Origin of the sequence: Magnetofaba australis IT-1, assembly GCF_002109495.1 — a bacterium.
Lineage (GTDB): Bacteria > Pseudomonadota > Magnetococcia > Magnetococcales > Magnetococcaceae > Magnetofaba > Magnetofaba australis.
On record NZ_LVJN01000019.1, the window covers coordinates 116,378 to 140,043 of the forward strand.

Sequence of the window (23,666 nt, forward strand, 5' to 3'; positions counted from 1 at the left end):
CGCCAATCACGTGTTTATGGTGCTACATAATATCCATACTCCTCTTCGTACTCGTTGTTTGGTGAATCAGATAACAAGCTGTTTGTCGCTTTAGAGCCAATCCAGCTTGTGAGCCCAGCTCCAATACCCTTCTCAAGAGGGTTAGGGAGGACCCGCCAATATTTTTCAGTTAGTTGGAGTGCTTTCTCCCCCAATTTGTCTGCAAGAAGCGCTTTGGCGAACTCTCCAGAAGCTTCTGTGCGGGATTTTCCTGCGGCAATGGCGTCGTTATAGGCTAATGTTGCGTTGGCATAGCTGAGTTGTTTCCCTGTGCGGTCAAGTCTGGCGGCTTGCTGAGTATTTCCAATATTGCGTTGGCCCTGGGCGTCGGCGGCTAAAGTGGCGTCCGCCATCGCTTTGACTTCAGCAGGCAGGCCGTGAGCCGGTTGCCCTTGCGCATCGGTAGTATTCTGTCCGGTCAAGATCTCTGCGCTCCGCTTTGAGGCATCCAGCAGTGCGTTTTCACCGGCGGTTTCCGCAATGTAAGCGCCGGTATTGAGGAGTCTGGGGAGCCAGTTGCCTGCCTGCTCGGCGCTCCACGCGCCTAATTTGGCCCCGCCTTTGAGCAATCCCGCGCCGCCAACAAACAGCGTGGCGACATCAGAGATATCGCGCGCGCCTTGATAGAGCGGCGTGTCCGTCCGCACGCGCGGTCCGTTTTCACCGCTGTTCATCCATTCGGAGAACTGTCCAAAAGTCGCGCCGTCCCACACGCCGCCAATGGCGTCCCGCGCATCCTGACGGAACTCCTCAAATTGACTGGGCGCTGGACGAATATCGCCATCCCACGGGCGTTGCGGTTGCTGTAAAAGATCCTCCAGACTGTTCGACGGGGGCTGCATCTGTGCGGCGATCTCCTGCTGCCGATTCTGCAACGCCTGATGTTCGGCGGAGCCCGGCTGCAGGGTGGCCATCTGCATCATGTTGAAGAGCTGCTCTTGCGCCAGCGCAGGCGCTCTGGCGCCAGGCTGGAGCAGACTCCCATTCGCCTGTGGGGGGAGGGCGGCGGGCGTGGTGGCCGGTTGCGTCACCGAGGCAAACGGCAGCGGCGGCTTGTAAGCTGAAAGGTCGGGCGTCGGCGCGCTTGGCTGTGGCGCGGCCTGCTGTGGCGCGGTGGGCGCAAACGGCAGCGGCGGCTTGGCGGCGGCGAGGTTGGGAGCGGGCTGTACAGCCGCTTGCTGCGCGGTGGGCGCAAACGGCAGTGGCGGTTTGTAGGCGGAGAGATCATTCAACGGGACGGGCGCAGCAGGCGGCTGTGCGTTGGGTTGAGTCTGTGGAGCAAACGGGTGGCTGGGAGCGACAGGCGCGCCGCCCTGGGCGCCCGCTTGCTGCAAAGGCGCTGCGGGAGCGGCGCCGGGCCAACCGGGGCGCGCCAGGTGCGGCAGCGCGGCGGCCAGCGTCTCTTCGGGAACCTGCGCCGGAACAGCAGGCGCCTGCGCGCCGGCAAAGTGGCCGCGCGGCGTGGGGTCATCCCACCCCACAGGCGGGACATTCTCATCGGTGTAAGTGAGGCGAATTCCCTCCCTGTCGCGCGTGGAGGGCCCTTCATAGCCCATGACCACGCCCTGGTCGTCGGCGCGCTGCCCGGCCATGTTGGCCGCCACCGTGTTGAAGGTCTGCTGATCCAGCAGATTGGCCGATTGAAACTCGCCGCGCGCTTTGAGGTTGCCTTGGGTGATTGGATGCGCGCCTGGGTAGGTGATCTTCTCGGCCAACGCCGGGCCGCGCAAATCGACGTACATCTGCTCGGCCTGGCGGCGCAGGTCGGGATCCTCCTGCATCTCTTCCCATGTGAAAAAACGGTTTGTTGGGTACATCGTGTCTCTCCTGAAAAAATCGGGCTGGGGGCGTCGGGGTGGACGCTCTGCGAATAGAATCATAAAAATATCATAAAAGTGAAATTAAATCAATTTCACTACGAATCATAAAAGTATAAGTTGATGTCGCAAATGCGACAAAGCGTGGGCAATGGCGTTTTTGCGACATTGTTTGTGTTCAATAAAAACGTGCAAATACAATGAGATAAAATTGGCATTCCGGTTGCGGTAGGGAAGCCGTGAGCAGCGCCTGTGGTGATGGGCGTTGGCATCCGACATTTCGCCGTACCGGGAGAGCATCTGATGAAACCCGCTGAGATCGCCGAGTTGCTGGACGAACCGGCCTGCGAACACAACACCAAGTCCAAATCGGGCTGCGCCAAACCCAAACCGGGGGCGGCGGCGGGTGGGTGCAGCTACGACGGCGCGATGATCACCCTGTTTCCCCTGGGCGACGTGGCCCACATCACCCACGGCTCCATCGCTTGCGCGGGCAGCTCCTGGGATGGACGCGGCGCGCGCTCCTCGGGTCCGGCCCTGTACAAACTGGGCATGACCACCGACCTGACCGAGCAGGACATCATCATGGGGCGCGGTGAAAAGCGCCTCATCCACGGCATCAAACAGGCGGTGCAGCGCTACAACCCCAAAGCGGTGTTCGTTTACAACACCTGCATCCCGGCCCTCATCGGCGACGATCTGGACGCCGCCTGCCAAATCGCCTCGGAAAAGTTCGGCGTGCCGGTGGTTCCAGTGGACTCCGCCGGTTTCTACGGCACCAAGAACCTGGGCAACCGCATCGCCGGCGAAACCATGGTCAAGCACGTCATCGGCACCCGCGAGCCCGACCCGGTGCCGACGCATCTGCAGCGGGACGGCATCCAAGTCCACGACATCAGCCTGATTGGCGAATTCAATATTGCCGGTGAGTTCTGGAACGTGCTGCCGCTGTTCGACGAGTTGGGCCTGCGCCTGCTGTGCAGCCTCTCCGGCGACGCCCGTTTTGGCGAAGTGCAGACCATGCACCGCGCCGAGGCCAGCATGCTGGTCTGCTCCAAAGCGCTGATCAATGTGGCGCGCAAACTGGAGGAGTCCTACGGCGTGCCCTGGTTCGAGGGCAGCTTCTACGGCGTGCGCGACGTCTCCGACGCCCTGCGCCAGTTCGCCCGCATCATCAACGACCCCAGCCTCACCGAGCGCACCGAAGCGGTGATCGCCCGCGAAGAGGCGCGCATCCACGAAGCGCTGAAGCCCTGGCGCGAGCGCCTGACCGGCAAGCGCGTGCTGCTGTATACCGGCGGCGTGAAGTCGTGGTCGGTGGTCTCGGCGCTGCAGGATCTGGGCGTGACCGTGGTGGCCACCGGCACCAAGAAGTCCACCGAAGACGACAAGGCGCGCATCAAGGAGTTGATGGGCGATGAGGCGATCATGCTGGAGGATGGCAAGCCCCAGGCGTTGCTGGACGTGGCCGCGCAGCAGAAGGCGGATTTGCTGATGGCGGGCGGGCGCAACATGTACACCGCGCTCAAAGGGCGCCTGCCGTTCCTGGATATCAATCAGGAGCGTGAATACGCCTATGCCGGGTATGACGGCATGATCGAACTGGCGCGCCAACTGTGCCACACCATGGAGAGCCCCATTTGGGAATCGGTGACCTCCAAAGCCCCGTGGGACCAGTAAGGAGCGCGACCAATGGCTGAAATGATCAAACGCAACAAAGCTTTGGCAGTGCGTCCGGCGAAATCGAGCCAGCCGGTGGGCGGCTCCCTGGCGACCCTGGGCTTGTCCAAAGCGATCCCCATGCTGCACGGCTCCCAAGGCTGCACCGCCTTCGCCAAAGTGTTCTTCGTGCGCCACTTCCGCGAGCCGATCCCGCTGCAGACCACCGCCATGGATCAGGTCAGCACGGTGATGGGCGCCGATGAGAATATTCACGAAGGTCTGGGCGTGCTCGCCAAAGCGGGCAAGGCCAGGCTGATCACCCTGCTCTCCACCGGTCTGTCCGAGTGCCAGGGCGCCGACATCCATCGCGTGGTCAAGGACTTCCGCGAGCAGAATCCCGATTTGGCCCACTGCCGTGTGGTGGCGGTGAATACGGCGGACTTCAAAGGCTCCCTGGAGACCGGCTACGCCCACGTGCTGGGCGCCTGCGTGCGGGATCTGGTGCCCAACGCCGCCGACGCCAGCGCGCCGAAAACCCGTCGCGTGATTCTGATGCCCAGCGCCCACATGACCCCCGCCGATGTGGAGGTCCTCAAGGAGATGGTGGAGGATTTCGGGCTGGAGCCGGTGGCCATTCCCGATCTGTCGGTCTCCCTGGATGGCCACCTGGGCGACGCCAAGTTCAACCCGGTGAGCGAAGATGGCGCCACCATTGAGGATTTCGAAACCGCGCATCAGGCGTTGGGGCTGATCTCCTTCGGCGAAACCCAGGACTACTCGGCCAATCTGATGGTGGAGAAGACCGGTCTGCCTCACACCCGTCTGAGCGGGCATATGGGCATGAAAGCCACCGACGAGCTGTTGATGGCGCTGCACAAACTGAGCGGTCAGCCGGTTCCGGCCAAGTACGACCGGCAGCGCCGTCAGTTGCAGGACTGCATGCTCGACACCCACTTCTTCCTCACCCACCGCCGCGTGGCCATCGCCTCCGATCCCGATCATCTGATCGCCTGGAAGGGGCTGTTGGACGAGGTGGGCGCCAATGTCACCGCCGCCGTCACCTCCACCGGCTCCCTGGGGCTCAAGGAGAGCAGCTACGCCCAGGTCAAGATCGGCGATCTGGAGGATCTGGAGGATCTGGTCAACAAGCACGGCGCGGATCTGCTCATCGGCAACACCCACGTCGCCGATCTGGCCGCTGAGATGGGGTTGGCGGCGCTGCGCTGCGGCATGCCGGTGTATGACTGGATCGGCGCCCAGACCAAAAGCTGGATCGGCTATCGCGGCGCCCGCGATGCCCTGTTCGAGCTGGCCAATCAATTGATGCATCGCGAGATGCACAACGTTGCGCCGTATCGCTCTGTCTATAACGCCGAGGCTGACAATCAGGAGACGACACCCCATGGCCATCCTCTCCAGACGGCTGCGCGTCATTAATCACAGCGTACAGGAGGCCGCCATGGGCTTGCAGGTCGCATTCGCCACCGATGATCTGAAACAGGTCAATCAGCACTTCGGCGCCACCCGCCAACTGGCCATCTACGATATCGACCCTGAGGCGGCCAGCCTCAAAGAGGTGGCCGAATTCGCCAGTGAGGCGATGGACGGCAACGAGAACAAGCTGCCGGTGCGGCTGGCGGCGTTGGAAGGATGCGCAGCGGTCTACTGCCTGGCGGTGGGCGGCTCGGCGGCCAAACAGATGCTGGCGCGGGGGGTGAATCCGGTGCGTTTGGAGCACAGCGCGCAGATTGAATCCCTGATCCGCGACATCCAGCACAGCATGCAGGGGGATCCCGCCCCCTGGATGCGTCGCGCCGCCGACGCCGAGTCGCGCCGCGATCCGGGACGCTTTGAGGATATGCTCGAAGAGTCCTGGGAAGAGTGATCAGCAACCATAACGATAATTCTGGGGCGCGCCCCACTTCTTCGGAGATGAGGACAGACAATGAGTGACGCAGCAGTTGATGATCCGATTTACGAGTCGGCGTTTGTGCAGGAGATGGTCAAGCAGATGCGCGCCCTGGACACCTATGGCGTGCAGGACAAGTTGAATCCCCAGGATCTGCTCAAGCCGTTCATCATGACCAAGGCGCAGCGCAAAGAGATCCCCGTGGTGGGCGATCCCGATCCCATCACGCTGTCGCGTGTGGGCGCCTACTACAACGCCATCGCCATGCTCATCGAGCAGGAGTGCGGTTTGATGGCGCGCCCGGTGGTGAACATCTCCCACGAGGGTTTCGGTTCGGTTCTGATCATCGTCGGCGCGCTGGTGGCGGTGGACCGCAACGTGCGCGACGTGCATCGCTTCAGCTTCGAGTCGTTGTCGAAGATGAAGGATGACGCCGACAAGCTTCTCAATGTGGCGCTGGGCCGCATCGGCCAGTTCAAAGAGGTGGCGGAGCTGTAAGGCCCGCTGCGCAACCAGGAGACGAATAATGGAAGTGATGACCGCGTTGACCCGTGGCGGCGAAGAGTGGACCCCCGAGTATGTGGAGACCCTCAACCATAAGAACTGCATCGGTTGCGGGCGCTGCTACAAAGTGTGCCCCCGCGACGTGTTCGAACTGGTCGAGCGTGACGAGTTGGATCTGGAAGACGATCTGATGGATGATGATGACGATTTTGATGATGATGTGGCTTACGTCATGACCATCTCCAATGCCGATGATTGCATTGGTTGCGCCTCCTGCTCGCGTGTGTGCCCGAAGAACTGCCACACCCACGCGCCGATGCAGATCGCTGCGTAATCGTTTCCTCGACGCCCTGGAGCGGGAGAGCCCCCCCCATGTCCGACAATTTCATCGACCGTCCCGTCATTCTCGATGACACCACGCTGCGCGATGGCGAACAGTCCGCTGGCGTGGCCTTTACGCTGGAAGAGAAGTTGGAGATCGCCCGCCTGCTGGACCAGGCGGGGGTGCCGGAGCTGGAAGTGGGGATTCCCGCCATGGGCGAAGAGGAGCGCGAATCGATTCGCGCCATCGCCGATTTGGGTTTGAATGCGCGTCTGGTGGCCTGGGGCCGCATGCGCGCCGACGATATGCAGTTGAGTCAGGATCTGGGGGTGGATCTGGTGGATCTCTCCATCAGCGTCTCTGACCAGCAGATCCGTCACAAGTTAAACCGGGATCGCGCCTGGGTGTTGGGCCAAGTGGCCACCCAGACCGCCCGCGCCCGGGATATGGGATTGAATGTCCTGGTGGGCTGCGAAGACGCCTCGCGCGCCGACATGGACTTTCTGATCCGCGTGGGCGAGATCGCCCAGCGCGCCGGGGCCGAGCGTCTGCGTTTCGCCGACACCCTGGGCATTCTCGATCCCTTTGCCACCTATGAGAAGTTCCAACGTCTGCGCGCGGCTCTGGATATCGATCTGGAGATCCACGCCCATGACGACCTGGGACTGGCCACCGCCAACACCCTGGCCGCCATTCGCGGCGGCGCCACCCACGCCAACACCACGGTGAACGGGCTGGGCGAGCGCGCGGGCAACGCCCCGCTGGAAGAGGTGGCGGTGGGCCTGAAGAACATCCACGGCGTGGAGACCGGCGTGGCCGCCGACCGCCTGCAATACCTGTCGGCTTATGTGGAGCGCGCCTCCGGGCGGCAGCTCTCGTGCCAGAAGAGTTTGGTGGGCAGCGCCGTGTTCATGCACGAGTCGGGCATCCATGTAGATGGTCTGCTCAAGGATGCGCGCAACTATCAAGGCGTCGATCCGGCGCTGCTGGGCCGCGCCCACGAACTGGTGTTGGGCAAACACTCCGGCAGCCAGGGCGTGGTCAACGCCTACGCCAATATCGGTCTGTTCATCGACCGCGCCGAGGCCCTGGCGTTGCTGGGGGCCATCCGCCACTATGTGAGCTTGCACAAGCATGCGCCCGACGCCGAGCGCATGCGTCAATTCCACCAGGCCTACTCCGAAGCCCGGCAGCGCGACGCGCTGTTGGACGCCGCCGGACAGGCCGCCTGATCGCCCATTCGGGCCCATTCACGCCGACCCACCCCGCAGGAGAGTTCCCATGGATATGATCGACCAGAAATTTGAATATGGCCAGCAGGTGCGCTTGATTCGCGCCATTCGCAACGATGGCACCTTCCCCGGCCGTCGTCCTGGCGAGAAGCTGGCTCCCCGCGGCGCGTTGGGTTATGTTCGCAATGTGGGCACCTTCCTGCAGGATCAGGTGATCTACGAGGTGCACTTCATCGATATGGACCTGCGCGTTGGCTGTCGCGAGCAGGAGTTGCAGGACGCCGAAGAGCCCTGGGTGGAGACCGTGTTTGACAAGCGCGATCGCGTCATGCCCATCATCACCCTGGCCCGTGGCGAAGAGGTGCTGGTGGCGGAAGGCGAAGTGGGCGAAGTGGAGGAGATCCACGATGAGAACCCTGAAAAGGTCGCCTATACGGTGCAGTTTGGCGAGCGTCACTTTCGCATCCCCGAGCGCGCCTTGACCGAAGCGCCGGAGATTGCCGAGGAGCGTCGTCGCGAGTACACCGAAGAGTATGTGGGCGTGCTCGACCGCCCGGCGCCGCTTGGCGCGTAATCCCAAGTTGTGAATCCATCATCCCATTAGAGGAGTGCCGTAATGCCCAATATCACCTTTACCTCGCCGTCCATGTCCAACGACAAAACCGTCTACGCCGTGGCCGGTCACAATGGGACGCTGCTGTCCATCGCGGAAAAGAACAAGATCAAGATCCCGTTTGATTGCCAGGATGGTGAGTGCGGCTCCTGCGTGATCAAAGTCAGCCTGTTGAGCAAAGACCAGAAAATGGGCTCCGCGCTGACCGACAAGGAAAAAGAGATCCTCAAAGAGAAGAAGCTGCTCACCGACGCCGAGATCGAAGACGCTGAAGTGCGTGATATTGCGCCGTCGCACCGTCTGGCCTGCCAGTACATCGTGCGCGACGAAGACATCATCGTCACCTTCAACGGCGAAGCGGGCGAAGCGCCGTGAGCGGTATTGGCGTGATCCCCATTGTGCCTGCGGCGCAGCCGAAGGCGGAGCCGGACCCGGCGGCCAAGCCGGAGTATTCGCTTCATGTGGGGTTCCGCAATGGTCGTTTTGTCGCCTATCAGCGCAAGCTGATTCAGGAGGCGCCGGCCACGGATTACCATAAGTTCACCTCCAGCCAGTCGGGCGCGCTGCACTTCACCTACGAACCGGCGCAAGCGCGCGAGTGGACCGCCACCTGCGTGGTTGACGCCGAGACGTTGAAGAAGCTCGACTGGATTGGCAAAACCCCCGAAGAGGTCGGCTTGCAGAGTGCGTTTTGGGTTCTGCGGGTGGACGATGAGGGGCACTTTGAAGAGGTGGGCGGCGGTCATCCGTGGGCCGGTGAAAGCGAAATCGCCGCCATGGCGGCGTGGGCGCGGTTTGAACTGGATGGCGTCACAGGCCCTGCGCAAGAGAGCGACGAAGCCTCTTTGGAGCGCTATCGCGAGCGCTGCTTCAAAGAGTATCTGAGCGATCTGATGCCCGGCGAAGAGCCGCTGGAGTTTGACCAGTTCGAAACCGGTCTGTCGACTCGTGAAGCGGATCCGTGTGATTTGCCGGAAAAGTGACGCAAGAGGAGTTAAGATCGTGTCTGATGAAAAAGAGTTGAAAAAGCAGTTGGCCAAACTCAAGCGCCTGGCCTCCGAGTTGGCGGGCGAAATCCATGACGTGGTGGAAGATACGTTGTGGAGCGAGTACGATCGCCTGCCGGAGCTGAGTAAAGACTTGGTCGCCGCCTGCGAAAAGGCCAAAGCCTTCCAAGCTGAGAACAATCTGTAAGTTTCTCAAGCTGCTGAATATTTCGCCGCGCGTAGGCGGGTCTCTCAACCAGCCTGCGCGCGGCGATTTTGTTTTCCCAACCATCCCCCCCCCGCTGGAGCCCGTCATGACCGCCTCTGAAGTGAGTAAACAGGACTATCTGAATCTGCTGGAAAAACACGGTAAAGAGTTGATCGTGGTGGACCCCGTGGCCAAGGCGGCGGAGATTCAGGCGCTGTTTCTGGAGGTGGTGAAACTGGTGGCCACGCCGAGTCCGTTTAACAAACAGACCTTCTCCAAGCTGTTGATCCACGCCGCCGGTCAATTCCTGGCCTCCGACCCCCAGGCGGTGGAGCTGTTCAGCCAACCGATTCAGCGCCGCGTGTTCCTCGATGAGGTCTACGAAGAGCTTGGCGTGATGGCGTCGCCCAACTGATCGGGCCGCTCTCTTCACGGGGCTGCGATTCTCCCCAGAATTCCCCTGTCCATCCTGCTATGCTCTGTGCAAGTGCAAGACGCTTTTGCAGGAAGAGCAGGAGAGGGGAATAGAATGCATGTGCACGCTTCCCAAGGTCCGTTCGCCTTGGGTGATGATGGCGCGTACCAACGCTGGCGCGATCAGAAACTGGCCCGTTATCCGCAGCCTGGAGAGTTGCTGGTGGAGGTGGCCGACCCGGCGCATCTGAGCGATGCGGAGCGGGGTAAGATTCTGCAACTGTGCGCGCGGGCCAATATGGCGCTGGTGGCGGTGGCGCAGCCGGAGCGACTGGGCGACGTCAACCCCATGCCCGGCATGATGGCGCAACTGGGGGTGAGCGATCTGGATCGCAATGAGGCGGCCGATGATCAAGGCGTCTCCGCGCTGACCCCAGGCGGCGCCTCCAAGGCGCAGTTCCAGGATTACATTCCCTACCGCGCGTCGGCCATCGGTTGGCATACCGATGGCTATTATAATCCCGCAGATCGCCAAGTGCGCGGACTCACCCTCTATTGCCAACGACAAGCGCCCAGCGGCGGCGAAAACCGATTGCTCGATCATGAGATCGCCTACATTCTGCTGCGCGATAAAGATCCCGACTTTATCCGCGCCTTCATGGATGAGGAGGCGATGAGCATCCCGCCGCGCATGGAGGGCGAGCGCATCGCGCGTCCTGAGCGGGTGGGGCCGGTGTTTTCGGTTCAGCCCGATGGACGGCTGCATATGCGCTACACCGCGCGCACCAAATCCATCTCCTGGAAACAGGACGCCACGTTGGCGGCTGCGCGCGCAGCGTTGACGGAGTTGATGAACAGCGACACGCCGTGGCATGCGCAGACCCGGCTGGAGGCGGGACAGGGGCTGATCAGCAATAACCCCCTGCATACGCGGGCGGCGTTTGCGCAGAGTCCTGAAGGCAGCGAACGCATTCTCTATCGCGCACGCTACCACCAGCCGGTTCCCGTGGTTGAATAGTCGCAGCATGCTGCCGGTGTGTGTGGAGAATTTGGGAAATTCGCAAGGAAGGGGGTTGCGTATGTCTCGAAAAATCCGCATAACTGCCATATCCCTTCGCCTGACGCGCAGTTGACGGAAAGGATCGTCGGTTAAGATGGAAGAGAGCGTCGACCAAGCCGAAAAAACCACCCAGGATCTGGAGAAACGCATCAATACGCGGCTGCCGTTGCAGTTGCCTATTGAGTTGCGGTTTGGCTCCGAGCAGTCCTATATGGGGGTGAGTCGCAACATCAGCTTCTCCAGCGTCTACCTGGAAGGTGAGGCCGCGCCCGACTGTCCGATGGGTGAGGAGTGCGAAATCGTGGTGGACTGCGGCGAGGGGTTTGAGCCGCGCTATGTGTACCTGGTCGGACGCTTTGCGCGCTTTGCCCCCGACGGGGTGGGCTTGCGCCTGATCAAAGCCAGCAGCAAGAACTACCGCGGGTTTAAAAAGCTGCTGCTGTCCCATGTGGATACCCCCAAAGCGCTGTTGGGCGAGCTGGGCCGCAACGCCGATAATGAGATGACCATCGTGCATATGGGCTTTATGCGCGAGGAGATGGCCACGCATATCACCGATGCGGTCAATGAGGTGTTCATCGCCTTCCTGATGGAGGAGTTGCAGGAGGGGCCGGTGGTGGTCAAACCGGAGTATGATGAGTACGCGCCGCCCGAGGCGGAGGTGACTGCAGTGGTCAATTTCAACGGCGCCATCCAAGGCGGCATTCACTTCTCCACCCCGGAGCATACCGCGCTGTCGCTGGCGGGCGCGCTGGCGGGGGAGGAGCTGGAGGCGTTGCGCCACCCCACCACCATCGACGCACTGGGCGAGCTGGCCAATATGATCGGCGGCGGCGTGCAGACGCGGCTGTCGGAAGACTACGAGAACATCAATCTGACCCCGCCCACGGTGATTGTGGGGCGGGATTACGGCGTGATCTATCAGAGCGATCTGCTCAGCGTCAAACAGTACTTCATGACTGCTCACGGTCCTTTCCTGGTTGAGGGTTTCTTCTCGGCCAACTGATCGTCCAACCACGCGCCTGCAACGGCGCGTAGCCTGTCCGTTGTCCTTTCTTTGCTCCCAACAATGCGCTTCGGCGCGCTCCTTTCGGCGTGGATGGTATGGCACATACCCCCGGCACACCGCCAGACGCCGCCGCCTCTGAGCGCGCGCTGACGCAGCGCGTGGCGCAGGCGGCCCAGCGCGGCGCCTGGGATGAGGCCGCGCAGCTGAGCGCCGTGTTGCGCCGCAGCGCGCCCGCGCGCCTGGAGGGGTGGTTCTATGGCGGCGCAGCGGCGCTGGCGCAGAGTCGCCCGGGGGAGGCGGCGGCGCTGCTGGCGCGCGCGGTGGAACTGGCGCCGCGCAACCCCGACCTGCTGACCCACTGGGGCGCGGCGTTGTCAGCCTGTGGCGATGCGCCCGGCGCCGAGGCGGCGTTTGCGCGCGCGCTGGAGGCCAATTCAAACCACGAGGCAGCGCTGCTGAATTGGGGCAATCTGCACCGCGCCCAGGGGCGGTTGGAGTCGGCGCAGGCGTGCTATGAACGCGCCGCTCAGGCTGCGCCGCAGTCGCCGTTGGGGCCCTATAATCTGTCGATAACGCTGCGCGACGCCGGGTGTTTGGCGGCGGCGCAAGAGGCGCTGGAGAGGGCGTTGGCGCGGGCGCCGGAACATCGGCAGTCGTTGTTGGCGTGGGGGGGGATGGCGGCGGCGCGGGCGTCGGATGAGGCGCTTCCCCCGGCGTTGGCCGAATTGGCGCGCCGCGATGTCGAAGCGGCGTTGATTGTGGGCAATCTGCATCTGGCGCGCAGCCAATGGTCGGCGGCGGAAGAGGCGCTGCGCACTGCGTTGGAGCTGGACCCGAAGCATCCGCAGGCGCACAACAATTTGGGCAATGCGTTGCGTCAGTCTGGCCGATTGGAGGCGGCGCGCGCCTGCTACGCGCAGGCGGTGACGCTGGAGATCGGCTATGCCGACGCCTGGAACAATCTGGGCCTGCTGTTGCGGGAGATGAATCAGCCATCCCAGGCGCTGGCCTGCTATGAGCAGGCGCTCAAAGCCGATCCGCAACACGCCGAGGCGCTGCTCAACCGGGTGTTCGCCCTGGATTTGACCGAGTCCGAGTCGGTGGCGCGTCTGCAGGCGGCGCGGCGCGACTGGGCGGCGATTCATGGCGACCCCTGGATGGCGCGCTGGCCGCATCACGCCAATGACCGGAATCCCGAACGCCCCCTGCGCATCGGCTATCTGTCGGCGGATCTGCGCCGCCACTCCGCCGCGTTTGTCTTCGCTAGCCTGTTTCTGCATCACGATCCGGAGCAATTTACCCTCATCGCCTACGCGGGCAATGCGCAGCGCGATGAGATCAGCCAGCGGCTGGCGGCCTGTTGCGCCGACTGGGTCGAGGCGTGGCGGCTGGACGACGACGCCCTGGCGCAGCGTATTCAGGATGACCGCATCGATATTCTGGTGGATCTCTCCGGCCACAGTCGGGGGAGGCGCTTGGGCGTGCTGGCGCGCAAACCGGCGCCAGTGCAGATGAGTGGTTGGGGCTACCCGGGCGGAACCGGCCTGCGGGCGGTGGATTGGCTGCTGGCGGATCCCGAGTGGTTGCCCGCCGCCCCGCGCGCGCACTATGCCGAGCGCATCGCCGATCTGCCCTGTGTGCTGCACTTGAGCGATCTGGAGCCGATGCCGGACCCGGCGCCGCCGCCGTGCGTGCTCAACGGTCACATCACCTTCGGCGCCTTTCATCGCGCAGTGAAGAATACGCCGGAATGCTATGCCTTGTGGGCGCGCCTGCTGCGTCTGGCCCCCACCGCCCATCTACTGTTCAAGGGGCCGGATTGGGAGAGCGAGCCTTTGCGTCAACAGGTGAGCGATCTGTTCGCTGCACAGAGGATTGATCCGGCGCGACTCGATTTTCTCGGCGGCGGCGACCGGCAGAGCCATCTGCGCGCTTTGGGGCGGGTGGATATCCTGTTGGACGCCTTTCCGCAAAACGGTGGCGTGGGCGTCATGGAGGCGCTGCGCATGGGGGTTCCTGTGGCGGCGCTGCGCGGCGCCGTCCCGTTCAGCCGCACCAGCGCGTCACTGTTGCGCGCTCTGGGTCGGGAGGCGTGGATCGCCGACGACGCCGACGCTTACGTGGACATCGCGCGCCGCTTGGCCAGCGACATCAAGCTGCTGGCGCGCGAGCGTCATTTGTTGCGCCCAGCGTTTGACGCCTCGCCGTTGGGCGACGGCCCCGCCTATGTTCGCGCCGCCCAGGCGCACTATCGCCGAGCCTGGCGAGTTTGGGCGCACTCCCGCCCCCTTCAAGGGTGAATGGCTTTTGCCCTAACGCTCATGCTATGCTGCGAAAAATGCAGCATATCTGACTCATAAATCCTGCGCCTATGGGAATCGTGGCGCACAGCGGATGGGTGGCCATGTTCAGAGGCAAACGCATCGCTCGCGAGTTTCAAATCACGCGCTATTTTGCATTGGTGAGCGCATTGGCGTTTTTGATTCTCAGCATCCCCATGGTGCTGCTGTTCTGGAACAGTAAGATCGATAGCCATGTGCGCATGGCCGAGCAGGGCAATGTGGCGCTGGCGCGCTTGCTCACCGAGACGCTGTGGCCGCGCTACGCCGACTATCTGACCCCGCCCCCCGACCGCGATGGCGCCAAGCAGAAGGCGCGGCCGCAGAAGCAGGCGGTGTATGTGGAGTTGCTGAAGATTCTGCATGACTCCCAAGTCATCAAGGTCAAGATCTACTCCCCCGATGGCCTGACGCTCTTCTCCAGTGAATTTAATCAGATTGGCGAGAGTAAAGTGGGCGTGGCGCGATTTGAGCGCGCGGTCAAATGGCGTCTGCCCTCCTCCAAATATGGCAAGCGCGCAACCTTCGCCGCGCTGTATGGCCCGCTGCGCGACCGCTATGTGCTGGAGACCTTCATCCCGGTCAACGATCTGGAGAGCGGCAAGCTCAAAGGGGTGTTTGAGGTCTATAGCGACTTCACCGACTTTGTGGCGGATCTCAAACGCCAGACCCTGGATATCGGCCTGATGCTCACCGCCGCCTTCGGCTGTGTGTGGCTGCTGCTGGTGGTGGCGGTGCGCCACGCCGAGAAGATTCTCAAACATCAGAATATGCAGATCTTCGCCCTGCATCAGCGCAATGAGTTGCTGCTCAATGCGGTGGGCGAGGGGATCATCGGCTTGGATGACCAGGGGCGCGCTGCCTTCGTCAATGACAGCGCCTGTCAGATGCTCGGCTGGAGCCGTGACGAGCTGTTGGGTGAGCGCATCCATGAGTTGACCCATCACACCCGGCCCGATGGCTCCGCCTATCCCGCCGCCGAGTGTCCGGTGGGCGGCGCGCTGATCGGACACGCGCGGCAGATCACCGGCGAGTGGTTCTGGCGCAAGGATGGCGGCCACTTTCCGGTGGAGTATGGCGCCCACCCGGTGCTTGAAGAGGGGCGTGTGAGCGGCGCAGTGCTCACTTTCCGCGATATCTCCGAACGGCTGGCGGCGGAGGGCAATCTGCGCGAGAGCGAAGCGCGCTTCCGCCAGGTGGCGCAGTCGGCACACGACGCCATTATCACCGTCAGCGACGACGGATTGATTCGCTTTTGGAACCCGGCGGCGCAACGCTTTTTCGGCTACGCCGCCGACGCCGCCTTGGGCAAACCGCTGACCATGCTCATCCCCACCGAGCGCCATGGCGAGCACGATGCGGGCTTCGTCCACGCGGTGATGCAGGGGGCGTTGGCCCATGAGGGGCGGGTGCGCGAGTTTGAAGCGGTCAAAAGCGATGGCGAGCGCTTCCTGGTGGAGATGACCGTTTCTATCTGGGTCAATGGGGGGCGGCGCTATTTCACCGCGGTGATGCGCGACGCCACCGAACGGCGCGCCGCGCAGGAGGCGCTGGAGCAGGCGCGGCGGATGGCCGAAGAGGCCAATAACGCCAAAAGTCACTTTCTGGCCAATATGAGCCATGAGATCCGCACCCCCATGAACGCCATTATCGGCATGAGCCATCTGGCGTTGCAGAGTGTGGTTGATGCGCGGCAGCGGGACTATCTGCGCAAGATCCACGCCTCGGCGCAGTCGCTGCTGCGCATCATCAATGACATTCTGGACTTCTCCAAAATCGAAGCGGGCAAGCTGGAGGTGGAGCGCATCCCCTTCAATCTGGACGCTCTGATTCGCGATCTATTGGCCATGGTGTCGCTGCTGGCTGACGAGAAGGGGCTGGAGCTGACCCTCAATCGCGACCCCAGCCTCGCCTCCCACTACCTGGGCGACCCGCTGCGCATCAATCAGATTCTGCTCAATCTGCTCAGTAATGCGGTGAAATTCACCCCGCAGGGAGAGATTGCCATCGTCATTGAGCCTCTGGAGCGGGGCGATGGCCCGGTGGTGGCGTTCTCGGTGCGCGATTCTGGCATCGGCATGAATCTGGAGCAGATGGCGCGGCTGTTCCAGTCCTTCTCCCAGGTGGAGAGCAGCGCGGCGCGGCGTTTTGGCGGCACCGGTTTGGGGCTGGCCATCAGTCGCCGTCTGGCTGAGCTGATGGGGGGCGATATCGAGGTGGAGAGTAAGCCGGGAAGCGGCAGTCGTTTTATCCTGTGGCTGCCGCTTAAGCGCGATCCGCAGAATGGTCGCGCGCCGGATTTCCATACCGATATCGAGGCGTGCGCCCGCTTGGCGATCCCCAACGACTCTTCACGACGCAACTATGCGGAGATGCTGCGCAGTTTCGGCGTTACCGTGGCCGAGGAGGCGTTGGCCGACGGCGCCCAGGTGAGCATCCCCCCCGGGCGCGAAGGCGCGCTGTGGGTGGTGGATTTTGACGCTGTGGAAGCTGGCGCGCTATCGCATCTGCTCACTTACCGCAAGCGCATGACCACGCCCAAGCCTGCGCTGGTGGCGCTGTATGGCGCGCGCGGACAGGAGAGTATCGCCGAGCGTCTGGGGGATGCGCCGTTGACGGCGGCGCTGCTCAAACCCAGTACGCCATCGGATCTGTTTGACGCCATCTACCCCCTGCTCAATGGCGAAGACGCGCCGCGCTCGCCGCTGCGGCGGGATCCCATGGGGGGGGCGCCGCCTCCACTCTGCTTGCGCGGCAAACGCGCGCTGCTGGCTGAGGACAATCGGCTCAATCAACAGGTGGCGGTGGAGCTGTTGGAGATGGCGGGCATGCAGGTGACGGTGGCCGAGCATGGCCAGAAGGCGGTGGAGTTGGGCTTGCAGGAGGAGTTTGACGTCATTTTGATGGATATCCAGATGCCCACTCTGGATGGATACGCCGCCTGCGGGCAATTGATGCAGAAGTTGAAGTCGCCGCCGCCTATCATCGCCATGACCGCTAACGCCATGGAAGGTGACCGGCGTAAGAGTCTGGAAGCGGGTATGTTGGACCACGTGAGCAAGCCCATTGAGCCGGTGTTGTTGTACCAGACCCTGGCGCAGGTGTTGTGCGGCGAAGAGGCGGTAAACGCGCTTGGCGCTGATTATAACCCATTGTCATCCACGCAATCGGACGCGGCGCTGGAGGCGGTGATCGCCAGCATCCCCGGCGTTAATCCAGAACGCCTGAAACTCTCCGCCAATGGCAGCGTGGGGTTGATGCGTAAAATGTTGCGCGGCTTCCTTGAAGGGCAACACGATGTGGCGCAGCGCATTGATGATTCCGTAAACCAAGCCCAGTGGCGGGAGGCGGCGCGCGCGGCCCACACCCTCAAAGGGTTAAGCGGCGCATTAGGCCTCGATGCGGTGGCGCAGGCGGCGGGTCGTATCGAAGAGCTTGCCGAACAAACGCAACCGGACCTCCAGGCGGCGCTGGCGCAGACGCGGATCTTGGCCGAGTCTCTGGCTGCGCCGCTGGCGGCGCTGAGGCAGCAGGCGCAGGCGCTCAATGACGCCGAGACGCAGTCTGCGTCGGCGGAGGGCGCGTGGAGTCGGGCGCAGGCGCTGGAGATGGTCGAGTCGCTGCGTGAGTCATTAGGCGCGCGGCGGGCCAAACCCGCGCGGGTGCAAGCGGAGGCTTTGCTGGCGCTGTCGCCGCCGGAGCCGCTGAAGGGCGAAATCGAGGCTTTGTATCGACTGGTGTGTCGTTATAAGCTCAAAGAGGCGGCGCCTCGGGCTGACAAGTTGCACGATCAACTGACAAAAGGTTCCCTTGAATCAACACAATAATAATTCCCTGACGGGGGGGCGGATGCAGATCAAACAGCAGAGTTTTGCAGCAAATGACGCCGCGGGATGGGATTTTTCCGCTCTGATGGCCATCGATCCCCAAATCGCGTTTGTGTTTGGCGATGTGACGATGCTCGAAGCGGGCGGATTCCATGCCGCGCTGCGCGCGGCGGCGCCCTCTGTCAAACTGATCGGCTGCTCCACGGCGGGCGAGATTGACGGTCGCGATGTCAGCGACGGCTCATGTGTGGTCACGGCGGTGCGGTTTGCGTCGGTCTCGGTGGCGCTGTGCGCCGACGCCATCGCCGATATCGGCGACTCGGAGGCGGCGGGCAAACGGGTGGGCGAGATGCTTCCCACGGAGGGGCTCAAAGCGGTGCTGATCTACGCCCCGGGGGTGGAGGTGAATGGCTCGGCGTTGATCCAGGGGGTGAGCACGGCTCTGGGCGGCGGCATCCCGCTCTCCGGCGGCCTGGCGGGCGATGGCGGCCAGTTCACGCGCACCCTGACGGTGTGTGATGAGGCGCTCGATCCCCGCGGCGTGGCGCTGCTGGGGCTGTATGGCGATGCGCTGCAGTTCAGCCACGGCTCCTATGGCGGCTGGTCGCCGTTTGGGCCGGAGCGCCGGGTGACGCGCAGCGAAGGCAATATTCTGTATGAACTGGATGGCGAACCGGCGCTCAACATCTACAAAAGCTATCTGGGCGAATACGCCGAGCAGTTGCCCGCCTCGGGGCTGCTGTTCCCATTTGAGATGACCGGCAAAGGCGGCGAACAGGGGTTGATTCGCACCATCCTCAGCGTGGATGAAGCCAGCGGCTCCCTGGTGCTGGCCGGGGATGTGGTTCAGGACGGCATGTTGCGCTTGATGCACGCAAATGTGGATGGGCTGCTGGACGGCGCCGAAGAGGCGGCGCGCTTGACCATGAAAGGCGCGCAGGCCGATAGCGGCGGTCTGGCCATTCTGGTGAGTTGCGTGGGGCGTAAGCTGGTGATGGGCGATCAGGTCGACGAGGAGGTGGAGAGCGTACTCGACGCCCTGCCCGACGGCGCGGTGGCCACCGGTTTCTACTCCTATGGCGAGATCAACCCCTTCAGCGATCTGATGGATTGCAAGCTGCACAACCAGACCATGACCATCGCCTATCTCAACGAAGGGTAAGCGGGTGCATCGTCTGCTCAAGCGGCAGTTCAAGCGCGTCTTCGGTTTTCAGCCGGAGAGTGATGAGGAGTCGATCTCCAGCGCGTTTACCCGTCTGGCGCGGGCGCAGGGTGGCGCATCCGCTGAAGAGCTGGAGGCGTTTCTGGGGCGCATGGGCGAGATGCTCGAGCGCGTGGACGCCGCCTATCAGCAGAACGAGCGCGATCAGACCCTGCGCGACCGCTCGTTGGAGCTCAGCTCCAAAGAGCTGCATGACGCCAATATCAAGCTGCGCGAGGATGCGCGCATTCAACGCCAGGTGGTGGATGATCTGAGCGCCACCGCCAACGCCCTGCTGCGCGATCTGGGCGAAGCGCCGCTCAACGCCGAAGGCGGCGCCGACATCAGCCAATTGAGCAGCCTGATGCAGCGTCTGGTGCGCGAGCGGGAGAAGGCGCACAAGGCGCTCTCCGCCGCGCTGGCGGATCTGAAACAGCAGCAGTTTGCGCTGGATCAGCACGCCATTGTCAGCATCACTGATGTGGATGGCGCCATCACCTACGCCAACGACAACTTCTGCGCCATCAGCGGCTATGGGCGCGACGAATTGCTGGGCCAGAATCATCGTATCGTCGCCTCAGGCCTGCACCCGCCCGCCTTCTTCGCCAAAATGTGGGAGACCATCTCCTCTGGACGGGTGTGGCGCGGGGTGATCTGCAATCGCGCCAAAAGCGGTTCGCGCTATTGGGTCGCGGCCACCATTACGCCGTTTCTGGATGAGCATGGCATCCCCATTCAGTACATCGCCATTCGCACCGACATCACCAAACAGAAGATCATGGAGGACGCCCTGCGCGAGAGTCGGCAACGGCTGCAGATCGCTCTGGATGCCTCCAATACCGGCCTGTGGGACTGGAATCCGAAAACCGATCTGGCCTACTTCAGCGAACAGTGGCTGGGCATGTTGGGCTACGCCAAGGGCGAGATTGAGGAGACCGGCAGCGGTTGGCTGACGCTGCTGCATCCGGCGGACATCCCTTCGGTGCAGGCGCAGCTGGATCAGCATATGCGCGGCGACACCCCGCGCTACGAGGCGGAGTTCCGTCTGCGTTGCAAAGATGAGTCGTGGCTGTGGGTGCTGGCCTCCGGCCAGGCCACCGAACGCAACGAGCGCGGCGAAGTGACGCGCATGACCGGCATCCACAAGGACATCACCGAGCGCAAGCAGTCGGAGCAGAAGCTCATGGCGGCCATGGCCAAAGCCGAAGCCGCCAACAAGGCCAAGTCGGACTTTCTGGCCAATATGAGCCATGAGATCCGCACCCCCATGAACGCGGTCATCGGCATGACCCATCTGGCCCTGGCCAAGACCGAGGATCCGCGCCAGCGCGAGTATCTGGAGAAGATTCACCAAGCCTCGCAGTCGCTGTTGCGGCTGATCAACGACATCCTCGACTTCTCCAAGATCGAGGCGGGCAAGCTGGAGATGGAGAATCGCGTCTTCAGCCTCAGCGACGCGTTGGGCAATCTGGGCATGCTCACCGCTATCAAGGCGCGGGAGAAGGGGCTGGAGCTGGCCTTTGACGAACCCTTCGGCATGCCCGACCAACTGGTGGGCGACCCGCTGCGTTTGAATCAGGTGCTGCTGAATCTGGTGGGCAACGCCATCAAATTCACCGAGCGCGGCTCGGTGGTGGTGCGGGTGCGCGAAACCGCGCGCGAGGGCGAACTGCTCACCTTGAAGTTCGAGGTCAGCGACACCGGCATCGGGCTCTCCGCCGAACAGGTGGGCAAACTGTTCCAAGCCTTCTCCCAGGCTGACGCCTCCACCACGCGCAAATATGGCGGCACCGGGCTGGGGCTGGCCATCAGTCGCCGCCTGGTGGAGTTGATGGGCGGGCGGATCGGCGTGGAGTCGGAACCGGGGCGCGGCAGCTGTTTCCACTTCACCGTGCAGGCGCGCATCGCCCCCGATGGCGTCGCCCACGCCACGCCGCGGGTGGATCTGCGCGACCTGCCTATGCTGGTGGCGGGGGAGGCGGGGGAGGTGACACAATCCTATGCCCGCATGGCGCGCTCCATGGGCTTTGACGTACGGGTGACGCAGCCGTCGCAGTACATGGGGCTTGACGCCGATTGGCGCGCCAGCGCCCGCGGCGCGCTGTTGTGGAGCCTGGAGAGCGCGCAGCAGGATCTGGCGCTGACCCTGGAGATGCTGCGTCGCGATATGCCCGAGAGCTGGCGCACGCTGGCGCTGCATGCGCCGCATCAGCAGCGCGATGTGGATGAGCTGCGCAAGCTGCGTCCGGAGCTGGCGGGGTTGATCAAACCCATGACCCCCTCCACCTTGTTTGACGCCCTGATCGGCATGTTCGACGCCGACGCCGCGCGCGCGCCGACCCGGCGCAGCGCCAGCAATGTGCTGAAAAGTGCAGTGGAGCCGTTGGCGTTGGGCGGAGTGAGCATTCTGCTGGCGGAGGATAATGCGGTCAACCAACAGGTGGCGTGCGAGCTGTTGGAGATGGCCGGGATGGCGGTGGAGGTGGCCAATAACGGCGCTGAAGCGGTGGAGAAGGCGCAGCTGGCCGTCTACCAGGCGATCCTCATGGATGTGCAGATGCCCACCATGGATGGTTTTGAAGCCACACGTCAGATTCGCGCCTTGCTGGGCGATAAAATTCCCATTATCGCCATGACCGCCAACGCCATGAGCGGCGATCGCGAACGCTGTCTGGAGGCGGGCATGGATGACTATGTCTCCAAGCCGGTGGACCCCAACCAGCTGTTCCGGGTGTTGTCGCAGTGGGTCAGCGGCGAGACGTCGCCGGTGGTGGATGGGATCATCGACGAGCAGCCCCCGTGGCTGACGGCGCTGGCGATTCCCGGCCTGGATGCGCAGAAGGGGTTGAGTCATTGCGCTAACTCCTCAAAACTCTATCTGGAGCTGCTGCATCGATTCGCCAGTGAGCAGGCGGGCGCGCCCGGCGAGATGCGTCGTTTGTCAGAAGCGGGGGCGTTCGCCGAGGCCGAGCGGGTCGCACACACCTATAAGGGGTTGGCGGGCAGTCTGGGCGCGCGTTCGTTGCAGAGCGCGGCGGGGGATCTGGAGCGCGCGCTGGGGCAGGAAGATCTGGATGCGGTGATGGCGGCGGCGCTGGCGGTGGAGCCGCTACATGATATTCTGATCAAAGCGTTGGCCAATCTGCCCGCGTCTGAGCAGGCGCAGGCGACGGCGCCCAGCGAGCCGATGGATGCAGCGGCGCTGATGACGTTGCTGGCGGGGTTGCGCGAACCGTTGACCAAGCGCCAGGCCAAGCAGTGCAAAGCGGCGCTGGAGGGGCTGGCGGGCGCGCAGTGGCCGTCGCATTTGGCGGCGCAAGCTGCGGAGTTGGAGAAGTGTGTGGGGCGCTATCGATTCAAGGACGCCCTGCCGCTGTTGGACAGTCTGATGCGCGCCATGGGCGCTGATGGGGGAGAGGCATGAGCTTGCACGAAGGGTCGAAAATTTTTGTGGTGGATGACACCGAAACCAATATCGACGTGCTGCTTGAAACGTTGGCCGACGAGTATGACGTCAGCGTCGCTCTGGATGGCGAGAGCGCGCTGGAGGATATCCCTCTGACCAATCCCGACCTCATCCTGCTGGATGTGATGATGCCGGGCATGGATGGCTATGAGGTGTGTCGTCGCCTGAAAGAGAATCCCGCCACCCGCGAGATCCCGGTGATCTTCATCACCGCCAAGCAGGAGAGCAGCGACGAGACCCACGGTTTTGAAGTGGGCGCGGTGGACTACATCACCAAACCGTTCAGTCCGCCGGTGGTGCGCGCGCGGGTCTCCACCCATCTGCAACTGGTCACCGCGCGGCGGGTGCTGGCCAATCAGAATGCGGTGCTGGAGCAGAAGGTCGCCGAGCGCACCGAAGAGATCCGCATCAAGAATGAAGAGCTGGAGTCCACCCGTCAGCAGATCATTCAGCGTCTGGGCCGGGCGGCGGAGTTCAAGGATAACGAAACCGGCCTGCACGTCATCCGCATGAGCCACTACTCCAAGATTCTGGCGTTGGCCTTCGGCCTGCCGGAGGAGCGCGCCGAGCTGCTGCTGCAGGCGGCGCCCATGCACGATATCGGCAAGATCGGCATCGCCGACCGTATTCTGCTCAAGCCGGGCAAGCTGGATGATGAGGAGTGGCGGGTGATGCGTCAGCACCCGGATATTGGCGCGGGCATCATTGGCGAACAGGACGCGCCGCTGTTGGAGATGGCGCGCATGGTGGCGCTGTGTCACCACGAAAAGTGGGACGGCAGCGGCTATCCACGCGGTTTGAAGGGGGAGGAGATTCCCATTGAGGCGCGCATCGTGGCCATTGCCGATGTGTTCGACGCTCTCACCACTGAGCGCCCTTACAAAAAGGCCTGGAGCGTGGAGGAGACGATTAAGCTTCTTCAGAGCGAGTCGGGCACGCACTTCGACCCCAACTTAACGCCGTTGTTCGTTGAGCGTATGGAAGAGGTCCTGGCGGTGCGCGAGAAGTGGGCCGAGGAGCAGGAAGAGACGCAACTGGATGAATTGCGTTAAGCCGGG

General features: G+C 63.0%; 19 protein-coding genes. 18 read left to right on the forward strand and 1 reads right to left on the reverse strand.

Annotated elements, in window-relative coordinates; all coding sequences use genetic code 11:
- Nucleotides 1–14: 14 nt before the first annotated feature.
- Nucleotides 15–1,856, reverse strand: coding sequence for a hypothetical protein (locus MAIT1_RS09970; protein WP_085442133.1), 1,842 nt, complete (start codon nt 1,854–1,856; stop codon nt 15–17).
- A 303-nt stretch (nt 1,857–2,159) separates the two neighbouring features.
- On the opposite strand from MAIT1_RS09970, the gene nifE reads away from it, so the two are divergent.
- The 18 genes from nifE (at nt 2,160) to MAIT1_RS22455 (ending at nt 23,660) form a co-directional block, all read left to right on the forward strand.
- The gene (nifE, locus tag MAIT1_RS09975; RefSeq protein ID WP_085442134.1) at nt 2,160–3,536 is read left to right on the forward strand and encodes a nitrogenase iron-molybdenum cofactor biosynthesis protein NifE; all 1,377 of its coding nucleotides are present in this window, start codon (nt 2,160–2,162) and stop codon (nt 3,534–3,536) included.
- Between the two features lie 12 nt (nt 3,537–3,548).
- Nucleotides 3,549–4,955: a nitrogenase iron-molybdenum cofactor biosynthesis protein NifN gene (gene nifN, locus MAIT1_RS09980; protein WP_085442135.1), complete on the forward strand. Its 1,407-nt coding sequence runs from the start codon at nt 3,549–3,551 to the stop codon at nt 4,953–4,955.
- The gene (gene nifX / locus MAIT1_RS09985; protein ID WP_085442136.1) at nt 4,921–5,403 is read left to right on the forward strand and encodes a nitrogen fixation protein NifX; all 483 of its coding nucleotides are present in this window, start codon (nt 4,921–4,923) and stop codon (nt 5,401–5,403) included. Before nifN ends, nifX begins: the two co-directional genes overlap by 35 nt.
- A gap of 60 nt (nt 5,404–5,463) precedes the next feature.
- Nucleotides 5,464–5,925 (forward strand): NifX-associated nitrogen fixation protein, encoded by a 462-nt coding sequence (locus MAIT1_RS09990; protein ID WP_085442137.1) that lies wholly within the window; start codon nt 5,464–5,466, stop codon nt 5,923–5,925.
- Between the two features lie 28 nt (nt 5,926–5,953).
- The gene (fdxB, locus tag MAIT1_RS09995; RefSeq protein WP_085442138.1) at nt 5,954–6,265 is read left to right on the forward strand and encodes a ferredoxin III, nif-specific; all 312 of its coding nucleotides are present in this window, start codon (nt 5,954–5,956) and stop codon (nt 6,263–6,265) included.
- A gap of 38 nt (nt 6,266–6,303) precedes the next feature.
- The gene (nifV, locus tag MAIT1_RS10000) at nt 6,304–7,485 is read left to right on the forward strand and encodes a homocitrate synthase (RefSeq protein ID WP_085442139.1); all 1,182 of its coding nucleotides are present in this window, start codon (nt 6,304–6,306) and stop codon (nt 7,483–7,485) included.
- 49 nt (nt 7,486–7,534) lie between these two features.
- Nucleotides 7,535–8,059 carry a nitrogen fixation protein NifZ gene (locus tag MAIT1_RS10005; protein WP_198947859.1) on the forward strand — a complete coding sequence of 175 codons (525 nt, stop codon included), beginning with the start codon at nt 7,535–7,537 and terminating at the stop codon, nt 8,057–8,059.
- A gap of 42 nt (nt 8,060–8,101) precedes the next feature.
- Nucleotides 8,102–8,473, forward strand: a complete 372-nt coding sequence (locus MAIT1_RS10010; protein WP_085442140.1) for a 2Fe-2S iron-sulfur cluster-binding protein — start codon at nt 8,102–8,104, stop codon at nt 8,471–8,473.
- Nucleotides 8,470–9,081 carry a hypothetical protein gene (locus MAIT1_RS10015; RefSeq protein WP_085442141.1) on the forward strand — a complete coding sequence of 204 codons (612 nt, stop codon included), beginning with the start codon at nt 8,470–8,472 and terminating at the stop codon, nt 9,079–9,081. Before MAIT1_RS10010 ends, MAIT1_RS10015 begins: the two co-directional genes overlap by 4 nt.
- A 19-nt stretch (nt 9,082–9,100) precedes the next feature.
- Nucleotides 9,101–9,292, forward strand: coding sequence for a CCE_0567 family metalloprotein (locus MAIT1_RS10020; RefSeq protein WP_085442142.1), 192 nt, complete (start codon nt 9,101–9,103; stop codon nt 9,290–9,292).
- A 106-nt stretch (nt 9,293–9,398) separates the two neighbouring features.
- The gene (locus MAIT1_RS10025) at nt 9,399–9,707 is read left to right on the forward strand and encodes a hypothetical protein (RefSeq protein WP_085442143.1); all 309 of its coding nucleotides are present in this window, start codon (nt 9,399–9,401) and stop codon (nt 9,705–9,707) included.
- Between the two features lie 114 nt (nt 9,708–9,821).
- Complete coding sequence (locus MAIT1_RS10030) at nt 9,822–10,724, forward strand: TauD/TfdA family dioxygenase (RefSeq protein WP_085442144.1); 903 nt, start codon at nt 9,822–9,824, stop codon at nt 10,722–10,724.
- Nucleotides 10,725–10,860: 136 nt separating this feature from the next.
- Nucleotides 10,861–11,772, forward strand: coding sequence for a chemotaxis protein CheX (locus tag MAIT1_RS10035; RefSeq protein ID WP_085442145.1), 912 nt, complete (start codon nt 10,861–10,863; stop codon nt 11,770–11,772).
- Nucleotides 11,773–11,870: 98 nt separating this feature from the next.
- Nucleotides 11,871–14,075: an O-linked N-acetylglucosamine transferase, SPINDLY family protein gene (locus MAIT1_RS10040; protein ID WP_085442146.1), complete on the forward strand. Its 2,205-nt coding sequence runs from the start codon at nt 11,871–11,873 to the stop codon at nt 14,073–14,075.
- Between the two features lie 104 nt (nt 14,076–14,179).
- Nucleotides 14,180–17,941 (forward strand): hybrid sensor histidine kinase/response regulator, encoded by a 3,762-nt coding sequence (locus tag MAIT1_RS10045; protein ID WP_158089414.1) that lies wholly within the window; start codon nt 14,180–14,182, stop codon nt 17,939–17,941.
- 85 nt (nt 17,942–18,026) lie between these two features.
- Nucleotides 18,027–19,103 (forward strand): FIST signal transduction protein, encoded by a 1,077-nt coding sequence (locus tag MAIT1_RS10050; RefSeq protein WP_198947860.1) that lies wholly within the window; start codon nt 18,027–18,029, stop codon nt 19,101–19,103.
- Nucleotides 19,104–19,107: 4 nt separating this feature from the next.
- Nucleotides 19,108–22,566, forward strand: coding sequence for a PAS domain-containing protein (locus MAIT1_RS10055; RefSeq protein ID WP_085442149.1), 3,459 nt, complete (start codon nt 19,108–19,110; stop codon nt 22,564–22,566).
- Nucleotides 22,563–23,660 (forward strand): response regulator, encoded by a 1,098-nt coding sequence (locus tag MAIT1_RS22455; RefSeq protein WP_085442150.1) that lies wholly within the window; start codon nt 22,563–22,565, stop codon nt 23,658–23,660. The genes MAIT1_RS10055 and MAIT1_RS22455 overlap by 4 nt, the downstream gene beginning before the upstream one ends.
- The last annotated feature ends 6 nt before the right edge of the window (nt 23,661–23,666 follow it).

Coding starts and splice junctions, on each gene's coding strand:
- nifX (WP_085442136.1), top strand. CDS start 4,921: ATGGCCATCCTCTCCAGACGGCTGCGCGTCATTAATCACAGCGTACAG.
- MAIT1_RS10050 (WP_198947860.1), top strand. CDS start 18,027: ATGGCCATCGATCCCCAAATCGCGTTTGTGTTTGGCGATGTGACGATG.
- MAIT1_RS09970 (WP_085442133.1), bottom strand. CDS start 1,856: ATGTACCCAACAAACCGTTTTTTCACATGGGAAGAGATGCAGGAGGAT.
- MAIT1_RS10045 (WP_158089414.1), top strand. CDS start 14,180: ATGTTCAGAGGCAAACGCATCGCTCGCGAGTTTCAAATCACGCGCTAT.
- MAIT1_RS10025 (WP_085442143.1), top strand. CDS start 9,399: ATGACCGCCTCTGAAGTGAGTAAACAGGACTATCTGAATCTGCTGGAA.
- nifN (WP_085442135.1), top strand. CDS start 3,549: ATGGCTGAAATGATCAAACGCAACAAAGCTTTGGCAGTGCGTCCGGCG.
- nifV (WP_085442139.1), top strand. CDS start 6,304: ATGTCCGACAATTTCATCGACCGTCCCGTCATTCTCGATGACACCACG.
- MAIT1_RS10035 (WP_085442145.1), top strand. CDS start 10,861: ATGGAAGAGAGCGTCGACCAAGCCGAAAAAACCACCCAGGATCTGGAG.
- MAIT1_RS22455 (WP_085442150.1), top strand. CDS start 22,563: ATGAGCTTGCACGAAGGGTCGAAAATTTTTGTGGTGGATGACACCGAA.
- MAIT1_RS10030 (WP_085442144.1), top strand. CDS start 9,822: ATGCATGTGCACGCTTCCCAAGGTCCGTTCGCCTTGGGTGATGATGGC.
- MAIT1_RS10040 (WP_085442146.1), top strand. CDS start 11,871: ATGGCACATACCCCCGGCACACCGCCAGACGCCGCCGCCTCTGAGCGC.
- nifE (WP_085442134.1), top strand. CDS start 2,160: ATGAAACCCGCTGAGATCGCCGAGTTGCTGGACGAACCGGCCTGCGAA.
- MAIT1_RS10005 (WP_198947859.1), top strand. CDS start 7,535: ATGGATATGATCGACCAGAAATTTGAATATGGCCAGCAGGTGCGCTTG.
- fdxB (WP_085442138.1), top strand. CDS start 5,954: ATGGAAGTGATGACCGCGTTGACCCGTGGCGGCGAAGAGTGGACCCCC.
- MAIT1_RS09990 (WP_085442137.1), top strand. CDS start 5,464: ATGAGTGACGCAGCAGTTGATGATCCGATTTACGAGTCGGCGTTTGTG.
- MAIT1_RS10010 (WP_085442140.1), top strand. CDS start 8,102: ATGCCCAATATCACCTTTACCTCGCCGTCCATGTCCAACGACAAAACC.